Source organism: Parabacteroides sp., from assembly GCF_977054455.1.
In genome coordinates, this window is the sequence record NZ_CDRTCT010000039.1 from 1 (window position 1) to 20,874 (window position 20,874).

General features: G+C 47.8%; 19 protein-coding genes. 11 read left to right on the forward strand and 8 right to left on the reverse strand.

All coding sequences use genetic code 11. From position 1 onward, the window contains the following. Window positions 1-108: 108 nt before the first annotated feature. Window positions 109-948 carry a FecR family protein gene (locus ACW6QF_RS16840; protein WP_456088658.1) on the reverse strand — a complete coding sequence of 280 codons (840 nt, stop codon included), beginning with the start codon at window positions 946-948 and terminating at the stop codon, window positions 109-111. A 240-nt stretch (window positions 949-1,188) separates the two neighbouring features. Here ACW6QF_RS16840 and ACW6QF_RS16845 point away from each other — a divergent pair, with 240 nt between their 5' ends. Further along, window positions 1,189-1,770, forward strand: coding sequence for an RNA polymerase sigma-70 factor (locus tag ACW6QF_RS16845; RefSeq protein WP_298551650.1), 582 nt, complete (start codon window positions 1,189-1,191; stop codon window positions 1,768-1,770). A gap of 58 nt (window positions 1,771-1,828) precedes the next feature. Here the strand turns inward: ACW6QF_RS16845 and ACW6QF_RS16850 are convergent, their stop codons facing one another. Continuing rightward, window positions 1,829-3,409 (reverse strand): Rne/Rng family ribonuclease, encoded by a 1,581-nt coding sequence (locus tag ACW6QF_RS16850; RefSeq protein ID WP_456088659.1) that lies wholly within the window; start codon window positions 3,407-3,409, stop codon window positions 1,829-1,831. A 228-nt stretch (window positions 3,410-3,637) separates the two neighbouring features. After that, window positions 3,638-3,910, reverse strand: a complete 273-nt coding sequence (locus tag ACW6QF_RS16855; RefSeq protein WP_005636204.1) for an HU family DNA-binding protein — start codon at window positions 3,908-3,910, stop codon at window positions 3,638-3,640. A gap of 193 nt (window positions 3,911-4,103) precedes the next feature. On the opposite strand from ACW6QF_RS16855, the gene mutY reads away from it, so the two are divergent. From mutY to ACW6QF_RS16880, 5 genes are read left to right on the forward strand one after another with little or no spacing between them, the layout of a single operon-like run. Continuing rightward, window positions 4,104-5,189: an A/G-specific adenine glycosylase gene (gene mutY, locus ACW6QF_RS16860; protein ID WP_456088660.1), complete on the forward strand. Its 1,086-nt coding sequence runs from the start codon at window positions 4,104-4,106 to the stop codon at window positions 5,187-5,189. A gap of 43 nt (window positions 5,190-5,232) precedes the next feature. Then, the gene (ssb, locus tag ACW6QF_RS16865; RefSeq protein ID WP_456088661.1) at window positions 5,233-5,736 is read left to right on the forward strand and encodes a single-stranded DNA-binding protein; all 504 of its coding nucleotides are present in this window, start codon (window positions 5,233-5,235) and stop codon (window positions 5,734-5,736) included. A 25-nt stretch (window positions 5,737-5,761) separates the two neighbouring features. After that, window positions 5,762-7,102: a gliding motility-associated protein GldE gene (gene gldE, locus ACW6QF_RS16870; protein WP_456088662.1), complete on the forward strand. Its 1,341-nt coding sequence runs from the start codon at window positions 5,762-5,764 to the stop codon at window positions 7,100-7,102. Further along, on the forward strand, window positions 7,103-7,678 hold the full coding sequence (gldD, locus tag ACW6QF_RS16875; protein ID WP_456088663.1) for a gliding motility lipoprotein GldD: 576 nt from the start codon (window positions 7,103-7,105) through the stop codon (window positions 7,676-7,678). Further along, window positions 7,678-8,298, forward strand: coding sequence for a 4'-phosphopantetheinyl transferase family protein (locus ACW6QF_RS16880; protein ID WP_456088664.1), 621 nt, complete (start codon window positions 7,678-7,680; stop codon window positions 8,296-8,298). Before gldD ends, ACW6QF_RS16880 begins: the two co-directional genes overlap by 1 nt. Window positions 8,299-8,397: 99 nt before the next feature. On the opposite strand, the gene ACW6QF_RS16885 is transcribed toward ACW6QF_RS16880, so the two are convergent. Genes ACW6QF_RS16885 through ACW6QF_RS16900 form a run of 4 tightly spaced genes read right to left on the reverse strand, consistent with a single transcriptional unit; the run spans window position 8,398 to window position 11,933 of the window. Continuing rightward, window positions 8,398-9,138, reverse strand: a complete 741-nt coding sequence (locus ACW6QF_RS16885; RefSeq protein ID WP_298551639.1) for a shikimate dehydrogenase family protein — start codon at window positions 9,136-9,138, stop codon at window positions 8,398-8,400. A 21-nt stretch (window positions 9,139-9,159) separates the two neighbouring features. After that, window positions 9,160-9,927 (reverse strand): bifunctional demethylmenaquinone methyltransferase/2-methoxy-6-polyprenyl-1,4-benzoquinol methylase UbiE, encoded by a 768-nt coding sequence (ubiE, locus tag ACW6QF_RS16890; protein ID WP_456088665.1) that lies wholly within the window; start codon window positions 9,925-9,927, stop codon window positions 9,160-9,162. 11 nt (window positions 9,928-9,938) lie between these two features. Beyond that, entirely contained in the window at window positions 9,939-10,886 is a 948-nt protein-coding gene (locus tag ACW6QF_RS16895) for a phosphoribosylaminoimidazolesuccinocarboxamide synthase (RefSeq protein ID WP_298551635.1), read from the reverse strand. A 21-nt stretch (window positions 10,887-10,907) separates the two neighbouring features. Further along, on the reverse strand, window positions 10,908-11,933 hold the full coding sequence (locus ACW6QF_RS16900; protein ID WP_298551633.1) for a PhoH family protein: 1,026 nt from the start codon (window positions 11,931-11,933) through the stop codon (window positions 10,908-10,910). A gap of 189 nt (window positions 11,934-12,122) precedes the next feature. Between ACW6QF_RS16900 and ACW6QF_RS16905 the strand changes: the two genes are divergently transcribed. Next, window positions 12,123-12,791: a DUF5715 family protein gene (locus ACW6QF_RS16905; protein WP_308573223.1), complete on the forward strand. Its 669-nt coding sequence runs from the start codon at window positions 12,123-12,125 to the stop codon at window positions 12,789-12,791. A gap of 74 nt (window positions 12,792-12,865) precedes the next feature. Here the strand turns inward: ACW6QF_RS16905 and ACW6QF_RS16910 are convergent, their stop codons facing one another. Then, complete coding sequence (locus ACW6QF_RS16910) at window positions 12,866-13,219, reverse strand: thioredoxin family protein (RefSeq protein ID WP_008154802.1); 354 nt, start codon at window positions 13,217-13,219, stop codon at window positions 12,866-12,868. A 152-nt stretch (window positions 13,220-13,371) separates the two neighbouring features. Here ACW6QF_RS16910 and ACW6QF_RS16915 point away from each other — a divergent pair, with 152 nt between their 5' ends. The 4 genes from ACW6QF_RS16915 to ACW6QF_RS16930 all read left to right on the forward strand — a co-directional run bounded on the left by ACW6QF_RS16915 (window position 13,372) and on the right by ACW6QF_RS16930 (window position 20,808). Continuing rightward, a complete protein-coding gene (locus ACW6QF_RS16915) occupies window positions 13,372-13,956 on the forward strand; it encodes an RNA polymerase sigma-70 factor (RefSeq protein WP_456088666.1) in 585 nt (194 codons plus the stop codon). A 228-nt stretch (window positions 13,957-14,184) separates the two neighbouring features. Then, window positions 14,185-15,210, forward strand: coding sequence for a FecR family protein (locus tag ACW6QF_RS16920; RefSeq protein ID WP_456088667.1), 1,026 nt, complete (start codon window positions 14,185-14,187; stop codon window positions 15,208-15,210). A 228-nt stretch (window positions 15,211-15,438) separates the two neighbouring features. Next, the gene (locus tag ACW6QF_RS16925; RefSeq protein WP_456088668.1) at window positions 15,439-18,948 is read left to right on the forward strand and encodes a TonB-dependent receptor; all 3,510 of its coding nucleotides are present in this window, start codon (window positions 15,439-15,441) and stop codon (window positions 18,946-18,948) included. An 18-nt stretch (window positions 18,949-18,966) separates the two neighbouring features. After that, window positions 18,967-20,808, forward strand: coding sequence for a RagB/SusD family nutrient uptake outer membrane protein (locus ACW6QF_RS16930; RefSeq protein ID WP_456088669.1), 1,842 nt, complete (start codon window positions 18,967-18,969; stop codon window positions 20,806-20,808). Window positions 20,809-20,874: the final 66 nt, after the last annotated feature.

Here is a 20,874-nt window from a genome sequence, read left to right on the forward strand (position 1 = left end):
TGAAAGAAACACAAAAAATGTTGAAATCCAATGAAAAATAACTATATTTGAACCGTCTAATCAGACGCACTTAGTGGTATACTTTTCAATTACTAAGTGGAGTACTTTTCAGTTATTATCTACAGATAGTATTTCATCCAAGGTCTCCTTTGCGGTGAAATCGGCATTGAACGTCTGTCGGGCCAACTCTTCGTCTTCGATGTATATTTTGACATGGAAAGCCCGTTGCAACTCCTGCATGATCTCTTCCAAGGGACTGTCCCTGAATATGAATTTGCCCGTGATCCAAGAAGTCGTGCTTTCCGGGCGTATGGTCGAAACTTTCAGTGTGTTGTCTGGCTTGTAGAAGACTGCCCGCTCGCCGGGTGACAGTATTTGGTCTGCCGTTTGGGATTGATTCGTTTTTTTGTACAACCCGATTTTCCCGGTGATGAGAGTAACCGCGGTTTTCTCCGGTTCCGCGTCGACATTGAATGTGGTTCCTAATACTCGTATGCCGATACCGTCGGTTTGGACGATGAAAGGTTTCTTCTCGTCTTTGCGGACTTCAAAGAATGCTTCTCCCTTTATTTCGACCTGCCGGATCTGTTTGCTGAACTCCCTCGGATAGCGCAGGCAGGCATTTGCATTCAACCAGACGACACTGCTGTCCGGCAATGTGATTTTTGTTTTTGCATCGGGGACGGCTGTCGTTTCATAATAGACGAGTTCCTGTTCCGGCTCCTTGTCGATCAGGATGATGCTTGTAACCAACAGGAGGGCGATGGAAGCCGCTATGGACAGGTATTTCCATGCAGGGGTTCCTTTACCGGCATAAGAAATGACGACAGGCCGTCGGATTCTTTCCGCCAGACGTTCGGACATCCGCTTTTCATCAAATGGCAAGGACTTGAAGCGTATGCGCTTTGTCAATGATTCGAGTTCTTTGTTGTTTTGTTCATTTTCCATCTTATTCCGGTTGCTTTGTGAATAGAGATGACAGGTGAAGCAAAAAACTCCTATCCGGAATGCAAAAAAAATATTTTAGCGGAAAACGACCTCCTTTGCATAACCCTATGCATTACGCCTCCTAACCCTATTGGTTACGGGGGCTAAAGAATAGGGTTACGGGAACGGACTTGTCTGATTGAATAATTTTAGCTACATTTACCGATTATTATTATATCGTAAAAGGACTATATCTAAGAGATGGAAAAAGAGAGTACCATATCTCTTTTTGAAAAAATGGTGAAAGGGGATGAAACAGCGTTCCGGGTATTTTTTGAAACCTATTCCCGGCGTTTGTTCCATCTTGCTTATTATTATTTGAACTCTCGTGAATTGGCGGAAGAAGCCGTCCTGGATGTTTTTACGGTTATTTGGCAGAAGCGGGAAACGCTTTCGCATGTAAAAGAACCGGAACATTACCTCTATGTGTCCGTCAAGAATCAGGCATTACATTATATAAGAAGGGGATATGTGCAGGAGAAAGATTCATATTCTTTATATGAAATAGAGTTGATACCGGATTCGGATTCACCTGAAAAAAGTCTGTTGGATGAAGAATATCAGGTTTTGGTCCAGCAGGCGATCGATTCGTTGCCTCCGAAGTGCAAGGAAGTGTTTCGTCTTGTCCTGTCCGATAAATTGAAAAACCGGGAAATAGCGGATGTCTTGGGGATTAGTGAGAAGACCGTCAACATTCACATTGCAAAGGCCTATCAGCGAATTGCCGAGTATGTGAACAGGCAATATAAGCAGATGAAAGGCTTTATACTCCTTTTGTTTTAGCTTTTCGGATATGGCTGAAAAAATCCCCGAAGGCTTTAACCGCTCCGGGGATTTTCAGTTACTTGATTTCCTTTTCTTCCATCATGTCCAGTTCGTTCTTGTCGGAGTCGATAAATTTATACTCCAAGAAGCCCAGACTTTGATTCGGAATCACTTTAATACCCATCGAGTATTTCAGTTTCCATTTCCAACTGAGCGGGAATCTTCCGCTCTTGATAAATGCCGCTACATAAGGATGTACGTGCAGGGCGAATTTCTTCACATTGTGTTTGTTGACCAAGCAGTCGATTTTTCCTTCCAGGCTGTCGGTAAACAGGATAGAGGGTTTGATGGTTCCCGTTCCGAAGCAGGTCGGGCAGGCTTCGGATGTATCGACATCCATTGCCGGACGAACACGCTGGCGGGTAATCTGCATCAGGCCGAACTTGCTCAATGGCAAAATATTATGTTTTGCCCGGTCGCCGGCCATCGCTTTCAGCATGTGTTCATACAGTTTCTGCCGGTTGGCTGCTTCGGCCATATCGATGAAGTCGACTACGATGATGCCACCCATGTCGCGCAAGCGTAATTGGCGGGCGATTTCGTCTGCCGCTGCCGTGTTCACGTCGATAGCCGTCTTTTCCTGGGCATCACTGCCTTTGGAGCGGTTCCCGCTGTTTACGTCGATGACGTGCATGGCTTCCGTGTGTTCGATAATCAAATAGGCTCCACTTTTGTACGTGACGGTGCGTCCGAATAAGGACTTGATCTGCTTTGTGATTGCAAAGTTGTCGAAGATGGGAAGTTCGCCGGTGTACCGTTGCACGATTTCTTCCCGTCCGGGGGCAATCAGGCTGACATAATCACGGATATTGTGATAGATGTCCGCATCGTTCACATAAATGTTCTGAAAAGAGGGGTTGAAGATGTCGCGCAACAAAGCCACTGCCCTTGCCGTCTCTTCGTAGATGAGCGCAGGAGCTTTTACTTTGGTGATCTTAGGAATGTTCTCTTCCCAACGTTTCAGTAATGTCTTCAATTCATGATCGAGTTCGGCAACGCGCTTTCCTTCCGAAGAGGTGCGTACGATTACGCTGAAGTTCTTCGGCTTGATGCTTTGAATGAGTTGGCGTAGACGGGCCCGCTCTTCGGCCGATTTGATTTTTGTGGAAACCGATACTTTATCGGCAAACGGCATCAGCACGATGTATCTTCCTGCAAACGAAAGCTCGGAAGTCAGTCTGGGACCCTTTGTTGAAATCGGCTCTTTGGCGATCTGCACCAGCACTTCCTGTCCGACTTTGAGCACGTCGCTGATACTTCCGTTTTTTTCGATTTCGGGAAGCAGCTGCAGCTTGGAGAGGGCGGGAAGTTTTTTCTCTCCCTTCTCTTCCGCCAGTGCCTGCTTGAGGAACTTCTGCTGGGTGTTGAAATTAGGACCTAAGTCCTGATAGTGAAGAAATGCATCCTTTTTATAACCTACATCAATGAAAGCAGCGTTCAAACCCGGCATCAGTTTCTTAACCTTGCCTAAGTAGATATCACCGACGGCAAAAGAGACGTTGCGGGCTTCCTTTTGGAGCTCGACAAGGTTCTTATCCTCCAGTACGGCTATAGATACCTCTTTGGGTTGTACATCCACTACTAATTCACTAATCACTATAAAAAGAGGTGTTAAAATGCGAGACCTTATTAAATACGCAAAGAACAAACTTAAAAAGGTCTCTTATTAAGTTTGTTCTTCAGAGTTGTTCAAATAGACTTATTTTTTCTTATGTCTATTCTTCTTTAGTCTCTTTTTGCGCTTGTGCGTAGACATCTTATGTCTTTTTCTTTTCTTTCCGCTAGGCATTGTTTTAAAATTTTAAATTAAACTATAATAACTAAATTACTTTACTTCGTTCAAGAATGTCTTAGCCGGCTTGAATGACGGAATGTTATGTTCCGGGATGATGATCGTAGTATTCTTTGAAATATTACGAGCTGTCTTCTGGGCTCTCTTTTTAATCACGAAACTTCCGAAACCTCTCAGGTACACGTTTTCGCCCTGAGACAATGAACTTTTTACGATGTCCATGAAGGACTCTACGCTGTTCAGCACTGTCTGTTTGTCGATGCCAGTGCTTTTTGAAATTTCGCTAACAATATCTGCTTTAGTCATGTCTATAAATTAATTAAATAATTGATTTGGACCTATTAATTTTTTGGAATGCAAATATATAGCTTTTTATTTAAGTGGAAAAAGAATTGCCAACCAAATTTTAAGAAAAAAGTTTCCTTACAATTCGTTAGAACTGTGTATGTTTGCAGTAATCAATTAGTTGCAAGTCTTGAGAAGGCTTAAAAAGAACGATATGTCGCAGATAGAAAACGAATTAGAAATCAGCCGTTTGTTGCGTGACTGGTATCGGGAACATAAGAGAGAGCTGCCTTGGCGCGAATCTTCCGATCCTTATATCATCTGGATTTCCGAGATTATCCTTCAGCAAACACGGGTTGTCCAGGGAATGGATTACTTCATCCGCTTTACCGGACGGTTCCCGGACGTGGCTTCGCTGGCTACGGCGGAGGAAGACGAGGTGTTGAAATATTGGCAAGGCCTCGGCTATTACAGCCGCGCCCGTAACCTGCATGCCGCGGCAAAGGATATCATGGAACGGTTCGGCGGGGTATTCCCGAAACAATATAAAGATGTGATCTCTTTGAAAGGGATAGGGGAATATACGGCGGCGGCTATCGTTTCCTTTGTCTGGAACCAGCCGTATCCGGTCGTGGACGGGAATGTCTTCCGGGTGCTTTCGCGCCTGTTTGCGGTAAGCACTCCGATCGATACGCCCAAAGGGAAAAAAACTTTTACGGAACTGGCCGGTCTGGTGATGGACCCGCGGCATGCCGGACTGCACAACCAGGCCATGATGGAATTGGGCGCCTTGCAATGCGTGCCGCAAAATCCGGATTGCGAAGCCTGTCCGCTGAAAGGGTGTTGTGCGGCTTACGGGGCAGGCGACGTGCAAGCCTTTCCGGTGAAGCAGAAGAAGACCAGGACGCGTGACCGGTATTTTCATTACTTATACATTATATATAAAGGTAAAACCTGGTTGTCCCGCCGGAAAGGAAAAGATATCTGGGAAGGGCTTTACGAGTTTCCGCTTATCGAAACGGACAGGGCTATGGATTTTGCGGAGTTGCAGGCGACGGATGCCTTTCGCCGCCTGTTCGAAGGGGCGGGACGGCTGGATGTCTCGCTGGATTTGCAAGGGGTGAAACATGTCCTGTCCCATCAGATCCTGTATGCGGCTTTCTACCGGATAGAGATAGAGCGGGAGAGCGATGCCCTGAAATCTTTCCTCCCTGTGGCGACGGGCGATGTGGAGAAATATGCAGTTCCCCGCCTGATACAGATTTATTTGGAGAAATTAGAAGGAAACTTGTCAGAATGACTGAATTTATGTTTCTTTGTAAACTAAATAAAAGAATAGAGCTATGTCATTGAATAAAGTTATATTGATCGGTAACGTCGGACGCGATCCGGAAGTGCGTTACTTCGACAGTGGCGCTGCTGTCGCCAACTTCCCGCTTGCTACTTCCGAGAGAGGTTATACGTTAGCCAATGGGACGGTTGTTCCCGAACGTACGGAATGGCACAATGTGGTCGTTCGCCGTGATTTGGTTTCCTTCGTTGAAAAATGGGTGAAGAAAGGTTCCGGACTCTATGTGGAAGGCAAGATCCGTACGCGCAGTTACGACGACCAGTCCGGCGTGAAGCGGTATGTGACGGAAATCCATGCCGACCGTGTCGAGTTCTACAGTACCGGTTCGGGCATGGGAAATCGCGACACTGCTTCCGGTACGGGTATGACGGGAACGCAGCCGCAGACCGCCCAGCCGTCCGCCGGATATCAGCAACCGGCAGGCTACCAGCAACCCGCATCCGGACAACCGGACACATCTTCAGATTCCAACAGTGCGGACGATCTTCCGTTCTGATATTGTTTAACTAATACTGTTCCCCTTGGACTCAGACTATTATTTATCGGGCTTATTCGACCAGGTTACCATACAGGCGTTCACAGCAGGCCCTGTAATCGCGTTAAGCCTCGCAATCCTTCTGCTGTTGGTTTCCGGCTTCGTGTCGGCTTCCGAAGTGGCGTTCTTCTCGTTAACCCCGGGTGATATTAATGACATCCGGGAGGAGAATGAGCCTTCCGATCCGTTAATCCAGCGTTTGCTGGACCGTTCCGAGTACTTGCTCGCCGCTATTCTGATCGCCAACAACTTTGTGAATGTGGCTGTCGTCATGCTTTGTACTTACGGCATCAATGCGATCATCAATTTCTCTGCCGCTCCGATGTTGGGATTCGTTCTGGAGACGATCGTCCTGACCTTTCTCCTTTTGTTGTTCGGCGAGATCATGCCGAAGATTTACGCACAGAAAAACTCGTTGCGGTTCGTGCGCAGTTCGGCTCCCGTGCTGAATGTCGTGGAGCGTGTCTGCCGCCCGCTTTCGAAAATATTGGTCACGTCGACCAGCGTCATCAACAAGGCGTTGGTCAAGAAGAAGTACGACCTTTCGGTCGACGAGCTTTCCAAAGCATTGGAACTCACTTCCACCGAAATGCCGGAAGAGAAGGAGATGCTATCGGAGATCATCAAGTTCTACAACAAGACAGCCGACGAGATCATGACGCCCCGTCTGGATATGGAGGATATCGAAATCAAGACGAGTTTCCGCACCGTGGTCGATTTTATCATCCAATCCGGCTATTCCCGTATCCCGGTCTATGCCGATTCGGAGGATAATATCAAGGGAATCCTGTATATCAAGGACCTTTTGCCGTATGTGGAGAAGCCCGACACGTTCCGCTGGCAGAGCCTGATCCGTCCGGCCTATTTCGTGCCAGAGACGAAGAAGATCGACGATCTCCTGGAAGAGTTCCGTACCAGCAAGATCCACATGGCGATCGTGGTGGATGAGTTCGGCGGCACTTCCGGTATCGTGACGATGGAGGATATCCTGGAAGAGATTGTCGGCGAGATATCCGATGAATATGATGAAGATGAAAAGCAGTTCATCCGCCTGGCGGACGGCAGCCTTATTTTTGAAGCCAAGATATTACTGACCGATTTCTTCCGTGTGATCGGAGCCGATCCTGCCGAGTTCGGCAAACTGACGGAGGAGGTTGAAACCCTTGCCGGCCTTTTGTTGGAGATCAAAGGGGACTTCCCGCGACGGCGCGAGATCATCGAGTATGACGACTACCGTTTCCAGGTCTTGGAAATCGACAATCGCCGTATCCTGAAAGTCAAGTTCAACCGCATCTCAGAGCAGGCAAAGGATAAACAGGGGGAATAAATGCGTATATCAGCCGGTATAATATGGATTCTGTTGTCGGCCTTGTATGTTTCCTGCACGGAATATACGCCGAAGCCGCGCGGCTATTTCCGTATCGAGCCGCCTGTCCCTTCTTACCAGGTGCTTCCGGTGGAGGATTTGCCTTATACTTTCCGGCTTTCCAAATGGGCGGAAGTGGAGTTGCCTCCGGTCGGGAATCCGGCGGGATGGATCAACCTCTCTTATCCGCAGTTGAACGCGAAGCTCTATTGCAGCTACTTTCCCGTCACTCCGGCTACGTTGGGCAGGGCGGAGGAGGAATGCCGCGCCTTGGTGGTCCGGCAGGCGAAATACCCGGAACGGATCAAAGTGCAGGCGTACACGAATCCGGAGGCTTCGGTGTACGGCTCGCTTTTCATGCTGGATGGCGAATCCGCTTCGCCGCTGCAATTCATGCTGACCGACAGCGTCTCCCGCTTTTTCCGGGGGGCTTTGTATTACGACTGTATTCCGAATGCCGATTCGCTGGTTCCCGTCACCGACTATCTGAAACAGGATGTCATTGAATTGATCCAATCTTTTAACTGGAAGAAATAATGCCTCTTCTCCTTCAACATATCGCTCCGCTTTGGGGGGTCTGGAAGATCGAAGAATCCTCTGAGACTCTTTTGGCCCTTCTGAAGAATGCCGAAGAATATCTTGCGGAGCTCGACGGTATCCGCACGGAACACCGTCGCCGGGAATGGCTTGCCAGCCGCGTGCTTCTGCAGGAGCTTTTGGGTAGCCCCCTTCGCATCGCCTATCATCTGAACGGTGCGCCTTATCTGCCGGATTCGCCTTTACACATCAGTATTTCGCATACGAAAGGGTATGCTGCCGTCCTGCTGCAGAACCATCCTGCTGCCGGCATCGACATCGAATATCATTCCGAACGGGTACTGAAGATTCGCAGCCGCTTTATGGCCCCGGAAGAGGAAGCCGGCATCGACAAGGAGCACGAAACGGAACATCTGCTACTTCATTGGTGTGCAAAGGAAACGCTGTTCAAGATGATCGGACAGGAAGAGGTCGATTTCCGGAAACATCTGCATGTCCGTCCGTTCCGGTATGCGGAAGAAGGAAGTTGTACCGCCCATGAAACGCGCACGGAGCAAGGCTCGGTTTATCGGTTGAACTACCTCGTTACCCCCGCTTTCGTATTGACTTGGAGTGTATGAGTTTTTAGTTCGATTATTGGCAGATTTGAACCGATTTTAGGCACGGATTACCCCTTGTTTCTATTCTTCTACCGAATCGATCTTCTTTTGGAATATCGGTTATTTCTGCCAGATCTCCCAAGCCGCAAACGCTTGCAACAGCAGCATTTCCAACCCGTTCTTCACGACAGCTCCTTTTTCTTTTCCTTTCTTCATGAAAAGGGTTTCATCCGGATTGTACAAGAGGTCGTACAGCAGATGGTCCGGAGTGAGCAGGTCGTAGGGGATGTCCGGGCAGGCGTTGATATTCGGGAACATGCCTAACGGGGTCGTATTGACGATGACGGTGTACTGTTCCATCGTCTTCGGAGTGATCTCTTCGTAGGTGATGCAGAATTCTTTCGGTTTACGGGAAACCAATGTTGCGCCTACGCCCAATTGTTTCAATCCCTGGAAAACTGCTTTCGATGCACCGCCTGTCCCTAAGATCAAGGCTTTGCGATGTGTCTCGTTCAGGAGCGGCTCGATGGAACGCTTGAAACCGATGATGTCGGAGTTGTAGCCTTTCAGCTTTTTGCCGAAGAGCCCTTTCGTGAATTTGATGACGTTGACGGCTCCGATCAGCCGGGCGTCTTCGTCCAGATCATCTAAGTAGGGAATGACTTGTTCCTTGTAGGGGATGGTGACATTCAGACCGTTCAATTCCGGGTTGTCTTTTAATACAGTCTTCAGATCTTTGATGTTCGGGATCTCGAAGTTCAGATAAGTTGCATCAATTTTCTCGGATTCGAATTTCTGGTTAAAGTAGTTTTTTGAAAAAGAGTGTCCGAGGGGATATCCTATTAAACCATATTTTTGCATGACCTGTAATTTTAAGATGATTCATATTGTTGGGGCGGTTCGTGAACTGCCCTTGCTGCCCGTGTATAGCGAACAAATACCGAAAGTGAAAGTGCGCGAACGGGCTTCGCTGAAACCAACCCGGCTGAGCAGGTCGGTCATTACCTTCCCTTGCGGGACGACCCGGATGGAAGCCGGCAGATAGCTGTAGGCCGTATGTTCTTTTGAAAGCAGGCGTCCGACGGTGGGTATCACGATTTTGGAATAGAGGTTATAGAGCTGCTTCATCGGGAAATGTTCCGGTGAGGACAGTTCCAGGATCATCAGATGCCCGCCCGGCTTCAGTACCCGGTACATCTCGGCGATCCCTTGCTCTATGTTTTCGAAATTCCGTACTCCGAAAGCGGCAGTGACGGCATCGAACGAGTTGTCCGGATAGGTCAGTGCCGTGCAGTCCTGGTATTCGAACGTGATGTGGTCCGACAATCCCGCACTGGCGACTTTCTGCCGTCCGACTTCCATCATGCCCTCCGAGATGTCGGCCCCGATGATGCGGTCGGCTTTCAGGCGGCGGTGCATGGAGATAGCCAGGTCTCCCGTGCCTGTGGCGATATCGAGGATCGAGGCGGGTGAAAAAGGACGCAGGAAAGCAATCCCTTTCCTGCGCCATATTTTGTCGATACCCAGCGAAAGCGTATGGTTCAGCCGATCGTATGTACCGGCGATGGAGTCAAACATGCGCTTGACTTGTGTAGCTTTGTGCTCATCGTTGTTGTAAGGTAGAATCTGTTCCGAACCGTACTTCGCCATATCCGTTTATCTTATTTGTTGAGATATTCGGTTACGTTCTTTTCGATGCGCGAAAGGAGGTTGTCCGTATCGCCTTTTTCGAACTTTTCGCCTGTGATGTGTTCATACAGTTCGATGTAGCGTTCGCTGATGCCGTCTACGATAGCAGGAGTCATTTCGGGAACTTTCTGGCCTGCCTTGCCCTGGAAACCGTTTTCCATCAGCCATTCGCGGACGAATTCTTTGGAGAGCTGTTTCTGCGGTTCGCCTTTGGCAAAACGTTCTTCGTAGCCTTCGCTGTAGAAATAGCGGGAAGAGTCCGGCGTGTGGATTTCATCCATCAGGTAGATCTTACCGTCGTGTTTGCCGAATTCGTACTTCGTGTCGACGAGGATCAAGCCGCGTTCGGCTGCAATTTCCGTACCGCGTTTGAAGAGGGCGAGCGTGTATTTTTCCAACAATTCGTATTCTTCCGGAGTAGCCAGGCCCTGGGCCAGGATTTCTTCTTTGGAGATGTCGGCATCGTGTTCGCCGATCTCGGCTTTTGTTGTCGGGGTAACGATCGGTTCGGGGAAACGTTCGTTTTCACGCATGCCTTCCGGCAGCTTTACGCCGCAGATTTCGCGTACGCCGCTCTTGTACGCACGCCATGCACTTCCGCAGAGGTAGCCGCGTACAATCATTTCAACCGGGAAGCCTTGGCACATCACGCCTACGGTCACCATCGGGTCGGGGGTGGCCAGTTTCCAGTTCGGGCAAATGTCGGTAGTCGCATCCAGGAATTTGGCTGCGATCTGGTTCAGCATCTGTCCTTTGTAAGGGATACCTTCCGGCAGGACTACGTCGAATGCCGAGATACGGTCTGTTGCTACCATCACCAATACGTCGTCGTTGATGTTATACACGTCGCGTACTTTACCATGATAGACACTCTTCTGTCCAGGGAAATTGAAGTCTGTTTTTGTTAATGCCTTCTTCATACCTTTGTTTTTATGGGGCGCTTATCGGGCGTCCTGATTGTTATTAATGTTGTTCGTTTTCTCTTTCTGATTATCGGCGGGAACGGTTTGCGAACCGATCCTACGGTTTTGTCTGTTGTCGAACTTATCGTAGGCTTCGACGATACGTTGGACGAGTTTATGGCGGACAATGTCCTTTTTCTCGAACTCGATCTTGCCGATCCCTTTTACATCTTTCAGGATTTGCATGGCTTGTACAAGTCCGGAAGTGGCTGTCGGCGGCAGGTCGATCTGCGTCACGTCGCCGGTGATGATCATTTTGGCATTCATTCCGAGACGGGTGAGGAACATCTTGATCTGGTGTGTCGTCGTGTTCTGGGCTTCGTCGAGGATGATGACCGCATCGTTCAGCGTCCGTCCGCGCATAAAGGCAAGCGGGGCGATCTGTATCACGTTGTTCTCCATGTATTCCTTCAGCTTGGCTCCGGGAATCATGTCTTGCAGGGCGTCATACAAGGGTTGGAGATACGGGTCGAGCTTATCCTTCATTTCTCCGGGGAGGAAACCTAACTTTTCGCCGGCTTCCACGGCCGGACGGCTCAGGATGATCTTGCGGATTTCTTTGTTTTTTAATGCTTTTACGGCGAGGGCGATGGCGACGAAGGTCTTGCCTGTCCCGGCGGGGCCTGTGGCAAAGACGAGGTCGTTTTCTTCAAATGCTTTGACAAGGCGTTGCTGGTTTTCCGTGCGGGCGACGATCGGTTTGCCGTTCATCCCGTGGATGATCAGGTTCTCCTGTTTGGCGACCACCGGGGCTTTGCCTTTGATGATGTCCAGTATGACCTCTTCGCTCAGCGAGTTGAATTCTTCACAATATTTCTCTACCTCGCGAATTTTCTTGAGAAAGAGTTCCGATTCGTCTTCGTCTCCGATCACTTTCATTACATTTCCCCTTGCCACAATGCGTAATTTAGGGAACAATGTCTTAATCAACTGCATGTTGACATTGTTTACTCCGTAGAATATGACAGGGTCTACGCTCTCAAGAATATAAATTCGTTCAATCATTCAATTCGTTTTAGTTCTGCCTTTGTTGCGAATTCTTTTGTCATTCTCGTTCAGGCAGACAAAATTAGTAATATTCTTTATGTAAAAATAAATTGTGAGGTATTTTGTTGTCTCTTCATGAAGATTATTTGAACATTAATATTTTGAAATCAGTGAAACTTGGTTACTTTTGTTTCCGTTAAAAGAGAAATGATGAAAAAGATAGTATTTAGCATTTGGTTGATAGCGGCTGCCTGCTCGGTGGTAGCGATATGTTCGTCTTGTGGCAAGAAGGAAGAACGCGGAGAGTTGAAACGTATCTGGTATAACGGAAGCTATAACCGCGATTTCAAAGATCTGAACGATGTACATCTGGCCGAAGCGAAACGTATCGGCATCAAACCGGCATCGAATCGTGAAGAAGCGGAGAAAGTAAAAAAGGAGATGGAGGAGATCGGAACCAACGAATATTATGAAGTGGAAAAGCTGACGCATTCCATCCCGTATCTGATCCCTTCGGCAGCCCGGTTGCTGGAAGATATCGGACATAATTTCCAGGATTCCTTACGCAATCTGAATGCTTCGATCTATAAAGTCAAAGTGACCAGTGTCACCCGCACGGTCGACGATGTCAAGAACCTGAAAAAAAGAAATACCAACTCCTCCCAAAACTCGGCCCACCGCTACGGGACGACTTTTGATGTATCCTGGGCTCGCTATGCCAAAGTAGACGAGAGCGACACCTTGAATATCGACAAAGACCGCTTGAAGATGGTCTTGGCGATGGTCTTGCGCGATTTGAAACGGGAAGAGCGTTGCTACGTCAAGCACGAACGCAAGCAAGGTTGTTTCCATATAACCGTCCGGGAAAAGAAATAGGAAGAACGCAACGCCTTACCGGTTGGATTCTGTAGAAAGGCATACCTTTTGTATGCCTCGTCTCTGAAGAGATATTATAAGATGCCTTCGATCACTTTGCGGAGTTCCGGTTTACCCATTGTGCCGAGCATCATTTCTTTGTTCCCGTCCATTCGGCAGAGGAGCAAGGTCGGGATCGTCCGGATCTTGAAGGCTGCTTCCAGTTCTTCTTCATTGTCTACATTGACTTTATAGATGTAGAGTTTTCCGTCATATTCTTTTGCGAACTCGTCGAGTATCGGCTCCAGGCGTTTGCAATAGCCGCACCAGGGAGCATGAAAGTCCACGATACAGGGCTTGTCGCCTACATATTTCCAATCTTTGGGGTTTTCTTCGAAGTTTCCTACTCGCTGAATAAATTCCGCTTTAGTTAATTCAATCGGTGTCATATTGTTTCCTTTTATTATTGATACTGCAAAGATACGGATAATATAGAGGCATTGTAAATGGCAATATTGCTTATAGAGTTGTCAATATTCCCTTTCCGGCGGTGTTAAATGAAAAATATCTGTATTTTTGCTTTTCATAAAATGATAAGCTCATGTCACCAGAAAGATATGTTCAAGATTTTACGGCGTTGGAGGCTTTGTTCAAACGCTTCTACAAACCTTTGCGAGCGTATGCTTTCCGTTTTGTTAACGACAAAGATTTGTCAGAAGATATCGTGCAGGATGTCTTTTTTGAACTTTGGCAACGGCGTGAAAGCATTCGTTTTGAAGATGCAGCAATTAAATCTTATCTTTTCAGGGCGGTTTATACGCATGCCTTGAACGCGCTGAATAAAAAGCAGCAGGATGTATGCACATTGGAACCGGCAAGGGATGCTGACATTTTGGATCAGTATGTCACTTCTTATATGCAAAATTCCGAACAGAGCCTGTTATTGAAAGAACTGGAGGAAGAAATCATGTCTTATATAAACACGCTTCCCCCTCAATGTCATAAAATATTTATGCTAAGCCGGAGCTACGGCTTGAAAAACCGCGAGATTGCGGAGCAATTGGGCATTAGCGTCAAAGCGGTTGAGAAGCAGATAAGCAAGGCTCTTTCCGGCTTGAAGCAACATCTTGTCCAAAAAGACTTATTCCCTTTGTTGGTACTGGCAGTGACTTGCCTTTCTCATTAGCATGAGAATCTGTTCTCATCATGATGAGAAAGTTTTCTCTCCTTGGTGAGAATTTATTCTCACCGGCATGAGAAAAGATTCTCACTCATACGGGAAGTGCTGTGAAAAAGCAACGAATTATTCGTAACTGTAATGGAAAGGAATTTGTGTAATGCTTTCCTGAGTTTTTTACAAAAGGAGGTAGGGTAAAACTACCTTTTTTTGTATTACTAATAAATGAATCTGTTAATGAAAGAAGAAGCATACGATATCAATGAAATCATAATCCGCTATCTGGATGGTTCGGCAGAACTGGAAGAGAAGACGTTATTGCTTCGGTGGCTGAAACAATCGGATCATAACCGGGATGATTTTACGGCAACCCGTGACCTGTGGCTCTCTTGCAATGTCGCTGCCGGAAACGAGTTGGAGGTCGATATCGCTTTGGGAAAACTGAAAGACCGTATCTTGCGGGAGCGGGGCCGGATGGAAAGAGAATCACGTACGAAGAGAAAACGACTATCGGTGGTTTTGCGTTGGACACGGGTCGCTGCCGTGTTGCTGCTTTTGTTGGGGATAGGCTATGGCATCGGCAGTTGGAGGGAGCATTCCGCTCCTGATCTCATCGTACAAAACCAACTGATAACGGCAAAAGGGAGCAAAGGCCGGTTCACGTTGCCTGACGGATCGGTGGTCTGGTTGAATTCGGAAACCAAACTGACTTATCCGAATCAATTTGCCGGTGACAGGCGGTTCGTTTCTTTGGAAGGAGAAGCCTATTTCGAAGTGGCGAAAGATGCGAAAAAGCCTTTTGTCGTACAGGCGGGAGAGGTTGACGTCGAGGTCTTGGGCACCTGTTTCGATCTCGATAGCTATTCTTCCGGCGAATTTGTAAAGACCGCTTTGCTGAACGGCAGTGTGAAGATATCGGGAAAAGCCTTGAAAGATCCGGTTTACTTGAAACCGAATGAATTGTTCAGATACCATAAGTCGGATCAGATCGCCTCTGTCGAAGAAGCCAAAGCCGGTTTGTATGCCGACTGGATCAAGGACCGCCTGGTGTTCGACAACGACAGCCTGACTGATATTCTGATCAGTATGGAGGGACGCTATAATATGGATATCGAATGCCCGAAACAGTTTGCCGCATCCATCCGCCTTTCTTTCACGATCCGGCAGGAGAGCATCGAGGAGGTGATGGAGGCGATGAGCCAGATTGCGCCTATCAAGTATGAAATAAAGGGAAATAAAGTATATATAATCCCTCGAAAATAGATGTTTAACTTTTAAAACAAATCGCTTATGGGAATAAACAAATGATGTTATTGTGAAAAAGGAGGACAGGTGTATGCGGATTGCATTCGTCTGTCGAAAAAATTTAATTAACCTATCGTCCGGTATTTGGTTCCGGCGATAAAGTTTAACTGAAAATCTATGTAGAATATGATTTATTTTAACCGAAAGGGTCTTTTGTATTCTTTTATTCAAAAAGAAGTCAGGGTGATGAGATTAACCCTGTTTATGTTAACTGTCATGTTAAGCGGGCTCTCCGCTACCGAGTCTTATTCTCAGACTGTCCGGATTAGCCTCAATATGAAAAACTCAACAGTCAAGGAAGTTTTAAAGAAAATTGAAAATTGCAGTGAGTTTACGTTCTTTTATAATGATGAAATAATAGACGTGGACAAACGTGTCACTTTGAATGCTGAGGATCTCAGTATATCTGATATACTGACTACAATTCTCCCGAATTGTAGTTATAAGATATCGAATAAGAATATTATCATAACCGTCAAGGAAGCCGGCGTTCACCAACAGGGAAAGATTATCACCGGAGTTGTCCGCGATGTGAATGGTGAACCGGTTATCGGTGCGAATGTCTCGGTAAAGGGTACTACTAACGGGACAATAACCGATATGGACGGGAAATTTACGCTGGAAGGCGTTGCCGCCAATTCTAAACTTTCGATCTCCTATATCGGCTACATGGCCCAAGAAATCGCAGTGGGAAATAAAGGCGCCTTCGAAATTGTATTGAAAGATGACACGCAGGCTCTCGAAGAGATTGTCGTTGTCGGTTATGCAGCCCAGAAGAAGGTGAATCTGACCGGATCTGTAGCCAGCCTCAATTTTACGGATGAGAAGTTGAACCGTCCGGTTACCACGATCGCCGCATCGTTGTCCGGTATGGCGGCCGGTGTCAATGTGATGAATACCAGTAACCAGCCGAATGCCGAAGGTTCTTCCATCCTGATCCGTGGCGTGGGCACGATGAATGATGCCGGTCCGCTGATCCTCGTGGACGGAATGGAGATGAGCCTCAATGAAGTGAACCCGAACGACGTGGCTTCGATCTCCATCTTGAAAGATGCCGCCTCTTGTGCCATCTACGGTAACAGGGGTGCCAACGGGGTAATCTTGGTTACGACAAAACGTGGTTCGGACGGGAAGATCAACGTGACTTATTCGGGCAAGTTCTCTTACCAGACTCCGGCCAAGCTGATCCGCCAGGTGACGGATTATGCAGATTATATGGAGTTTGTCAACGAAGGATACCTCAACACGAATCAAGCCGCCAAGTTCTCCCAGTCGACAATCAACGAATGGCGTGAAGCTGGCAAGAACCCGAACGCGACGAATGCTGCCGGCATACCGAATTATGTGACGCATCCGAATACGGACTGGTATGATGTCGTTTATGATCCGAAATGGATGCAGGAACATACCATCAGCCTGACCGGTGCGGAAAAACGTACTAACTATGCGATTTCGGGTACTTACCTGAACAATCCGGGGTTGGTCATCGAGTCGGGAGTAAAGAAATATTACCTGCGTAGTGACATCGAGTCGAGAGTGACCGATTTTCTGACTGTCGGAATGCGTGCCTGGGGATATAACGCCGATCAGGATCGCAATAACTTGGGTGATATGTGGGGACTGAACATGCAGAAGGTGACTCCCGGCGTTTATCCTTATTATGACGGCAAATATGGCGGAATCGAAACCAACGAGGAAGACGGGCAGGCCGGCAACCCGTTGCTGAACATGAGTAACTCGTATGGTTATTACAAGCAAAACAAGTATTTCGTGAATCCTTATCTGGAAGTGAAATTCTTGAAAGACTTCAAGTTTACGGCCAATTTCTATTACGATCAGTTCACGAACCATCACAGATGGCAACCGTCCGACTATAAGGAACAGTACAGTTTCAACCGCACGATGACCTTGAGCACGCCTCCGACCTCTACGGATATGTCGACTTATAAAGTGTATGACTGGCAAAGACGTGAAAAATACTGGAAGACCAATATGCTGGTAAGCTGGGCGCATACATACGGAAAACACGATGTGGGTGCACTGGTCGGTTACGAAGAATCGCGTAACTGGGGCGACGAAGTGGATATCTGCAAGGAAGGGATGTCAAGTGTCAATTTGACGGACTTCAATGCCATGACCGATCCTTATTATATCAAGGGCTCTTCATACGAATATTCTTCCCGTTCCTGGTTCGGCCGTATCAATTATGCGTTTGACAATCGTTACCTGTTCGAAATGAACATGCGTTATGACGGCTCTTCCCGTTTCTCTCCCGATTCCCGTTGGGGATTGTTCCCCTCTTTCTCTGCCGGTTGGCGTATTTCCGAAGAAGAATTCATGAAAGATGTGGATTGGCTGAGCAATTTGAAGTTGCGTGCATCTTGGGGTAAGTTGGGGAATAACTCCATTGGCAACTACGAGTGGCAGGCGCTTTACGGTTCCGGTTACAATTATGCGTTCAACGGTAATAAATCCAACGGTTTGGCCATGACGACTTTCTCCAACTATGCTTTGGAATGGGAAGAAACGGCTATCACCAACATCGGTTTGGATTTCGGTGTCTTGGACAACCGTTTGAACGGAACGATCGAAGTATATGACAAGAAGACGGATGGTATCTTGTATCGCCCGACGCTCCCGGAATCTCTGAACCAGTTTACTTCTCCGCTTCAGAATCTGGCAGGTGTCAACAACAAGGGTCTTGAAATTACCTTGGGTTGGAATGACCGTGTCGGAGACGTCTCTTACTCGGTTTCCGGAAACTTCACTTATAACAAAAATGAAGTGACGAAATACAAGGGCGAGTTGGTACGTGAATGGCGTACGGATGCCAACGGCAACAAGGTATGGTATCAGAATGTCGGAACAGTGGCCAACGGTTCGTCCAACCTGATCGTGGAAGGCCATGAGATGAACGAATACTTCATGATGAACCCGTACAAAGGCAACGGCTCTTACTTCAATGGAGATGGGACGGTGAATATCAACGGTGGACCGAAAGACGGAATGATCCGTACCGAGGCTGATATGAAATGGTTACAGGCGATGTTCGATGCCGGTTATAAGTTTTATCCGAATCAAGCGATCGGCAAGGACAAGATTTGGTATGGCGATATGATTTATGCCGATTATAACGGAGATGGTATCTACGGTAATGATGACGACCGTGATTTCCAGGGGGTCTCCTGGAGACCGAAATACTACTTCGGCTTGCAGGCAAGTATGACCTGGAAGGGTTTTGACCTGTCGATGAACTGGGCGGGCGCAGCCGGATTCAAGATCGATTATTACAAACAGACACAAAACAGCGTCAGTGTCACGCACGGATATGGTCTTGGCTACGACATCGCTTATGACCACTATTTCTTCGATCCTGAAAATCCGAATGATCCGCGTACGAACATTCATTCCGAAACTCCGCGTCTCGTCGGTTATCAGAACAGCGGCCAGGCAAGTGCCACCAGCTCTTGGCATCTGAAAAATGGTAACTACATGAAACTGAAAAACCTGACGATCGGTTACACCTTCCCGAAAGAGTGGATGAAAGTCGCGTTCATCCAGAACGCACGTGTCTATCTGTCTGGTGAAAATTTGCTGACGATCACGAAATTCGAGGGCAGCGATCCTGAACGTATGGCTGGTGACGGTTATCTGCCGATCCGCCAGTATACGGTCGGTGTTAATGTGACATTCTAATTAAATTGTGAAAAAAGTATGAACAAGAATAATTTTGGAATAATAAAGAGTACGGCAAAACTTTTCTCAGCAACAGTTTTGTCCGGTTTGTTCCTTGCCGGTTGCGTGGACATGGATCTGACTCCGAAGAACCAGCCGAGCGAAGGAGAGGTTTGGGCGGATGCTACGATGGCTGAACAGACCGTGACCGGCCTTTACAATGGACTGAACCATTTGTATAACGATAATTATAATATGTGGTTCGACTGCTTCTCGGCAACGATGGACCGCGATGCGAACTGGCGTAACTTCGGTATGCTGTTCGGCAACCAGACAACATCCGGAGACGGGCCGAGCTGGATTTGGCATGACAACTATAAGTTTATCATCCGTTGCAATGACGTGATTGCCAATATGCCGGACGTGGCAGGGTTTTCGGAAGCGAAGAAAGCGCGTCTGATCGCCGAAGCCAAATTCCTTCGGAGCTATTGGTATTATGAACTGAACTTGCTGTTCGGCGGTGTGCCTTACTATACGGACCCGATCAAGAATATCGATGAAGCCAAAGGCAGCCGTCTCTCCATGGCGGATCTCTGGAATGAGCTGGTCAAGGATTTGACCGATTGTATCAACGAGCCTAACTTGCCGGATAAGTATAACAGCGGCGATAATGATTATGGCCACATCACGAAAGGAGCTGCATACGCGCTCAGAGGCAAGATCTACTTGTGGCAGGAAAACTGGGCCTCTGCCGAAGCCGACTTCAAAAAGGTCGGTGATTGTGGTTACCGCCTGTTTACTTCCGGTGCGGATGCCTATAAGATGTTGTTCAAAGAAGCCAACGAACAGTGCGACGAGATGATCTTCTCCGTCCAGTGTATCGAAGAGGACGGTTATTGGAACTCCAAAAACCGTGGATTCGGTAACCGCTGTACCTATGGTTCGATGTGGAATAACTATTTGGTTAATCCGGATTTCGTCGATACCTACGAGTGTGCGGACGGAAGCAAGTTCGACTGGTCGAAAGTCATTCCGGAGTATTATAAGCTGACGGTCAACGAACGTCGCGTCTTCTTCCTGCGCGATAACCTGACGGAATCTGAAATCGCCAACGCGAAAGAGCAGGGCGCCAATATGGATTATTACCTGCCGAACGGCAATGAAGCCCGTATCCGCAAGGCTTACGACCAGCGTGACCCGCGTTTGGAGATGAGTGTCATAACGCCGTATGCGACCTATTTGGGCGGTGATGGAGGTGCTGATAACTACTTTACAAGCCGTTATCCGTTCCGTAGCCAGTGGATAGAAATACAAAATGCGGATGGTACGGTTACGCGCGAGCCGAGTGACTTGCGTACCGATACGCAGGCAATGTTCTATTACCTGAACCGCAAGTTCGTGACCGAAGGTGTCGGCGAAGGCAACCAGAAAGGAACCGGAATCGACATGCCGAAAATCCGGTATGCCGATGTCCTGTTGAACCTTGCCGAGGCGTTGAACGAACAAGGCAAGACAGACGAAGCGATCGCGGTCGTCAACCAGGTACGCGCCCGTGCCGGTGCTCAGTTGCTCAACTCCAACGGACCGACGACCGTGAAAGGTCAGGCCGATATGCGTGAACGCATCCGGAATGAGCGCTATTGGGAATTGCTTGGTGAAGACCTGATCTACTTCGACGAACTTCGTTGGAAGACTTGGAAGGAAAAGAAGTTCTCTACATACGATGACAACGGTAAGCAGGTGGTGAACGGTCTGCGCCAGGTTTGGGGACAGGCCACTTATCATTATGCCTGGGGTGGAGACCACTATTGGTTGTACCCGATTCCGTATAACGAGACGCAGATGAACCCGAATATGGTCCAGAATACGGGGTGGAAGTAATTAATCACTGAAAAGAAGAAGCTGTTACAAAAGTTTAGGTTTTTGATTCGTACTTTTGTAACAGCT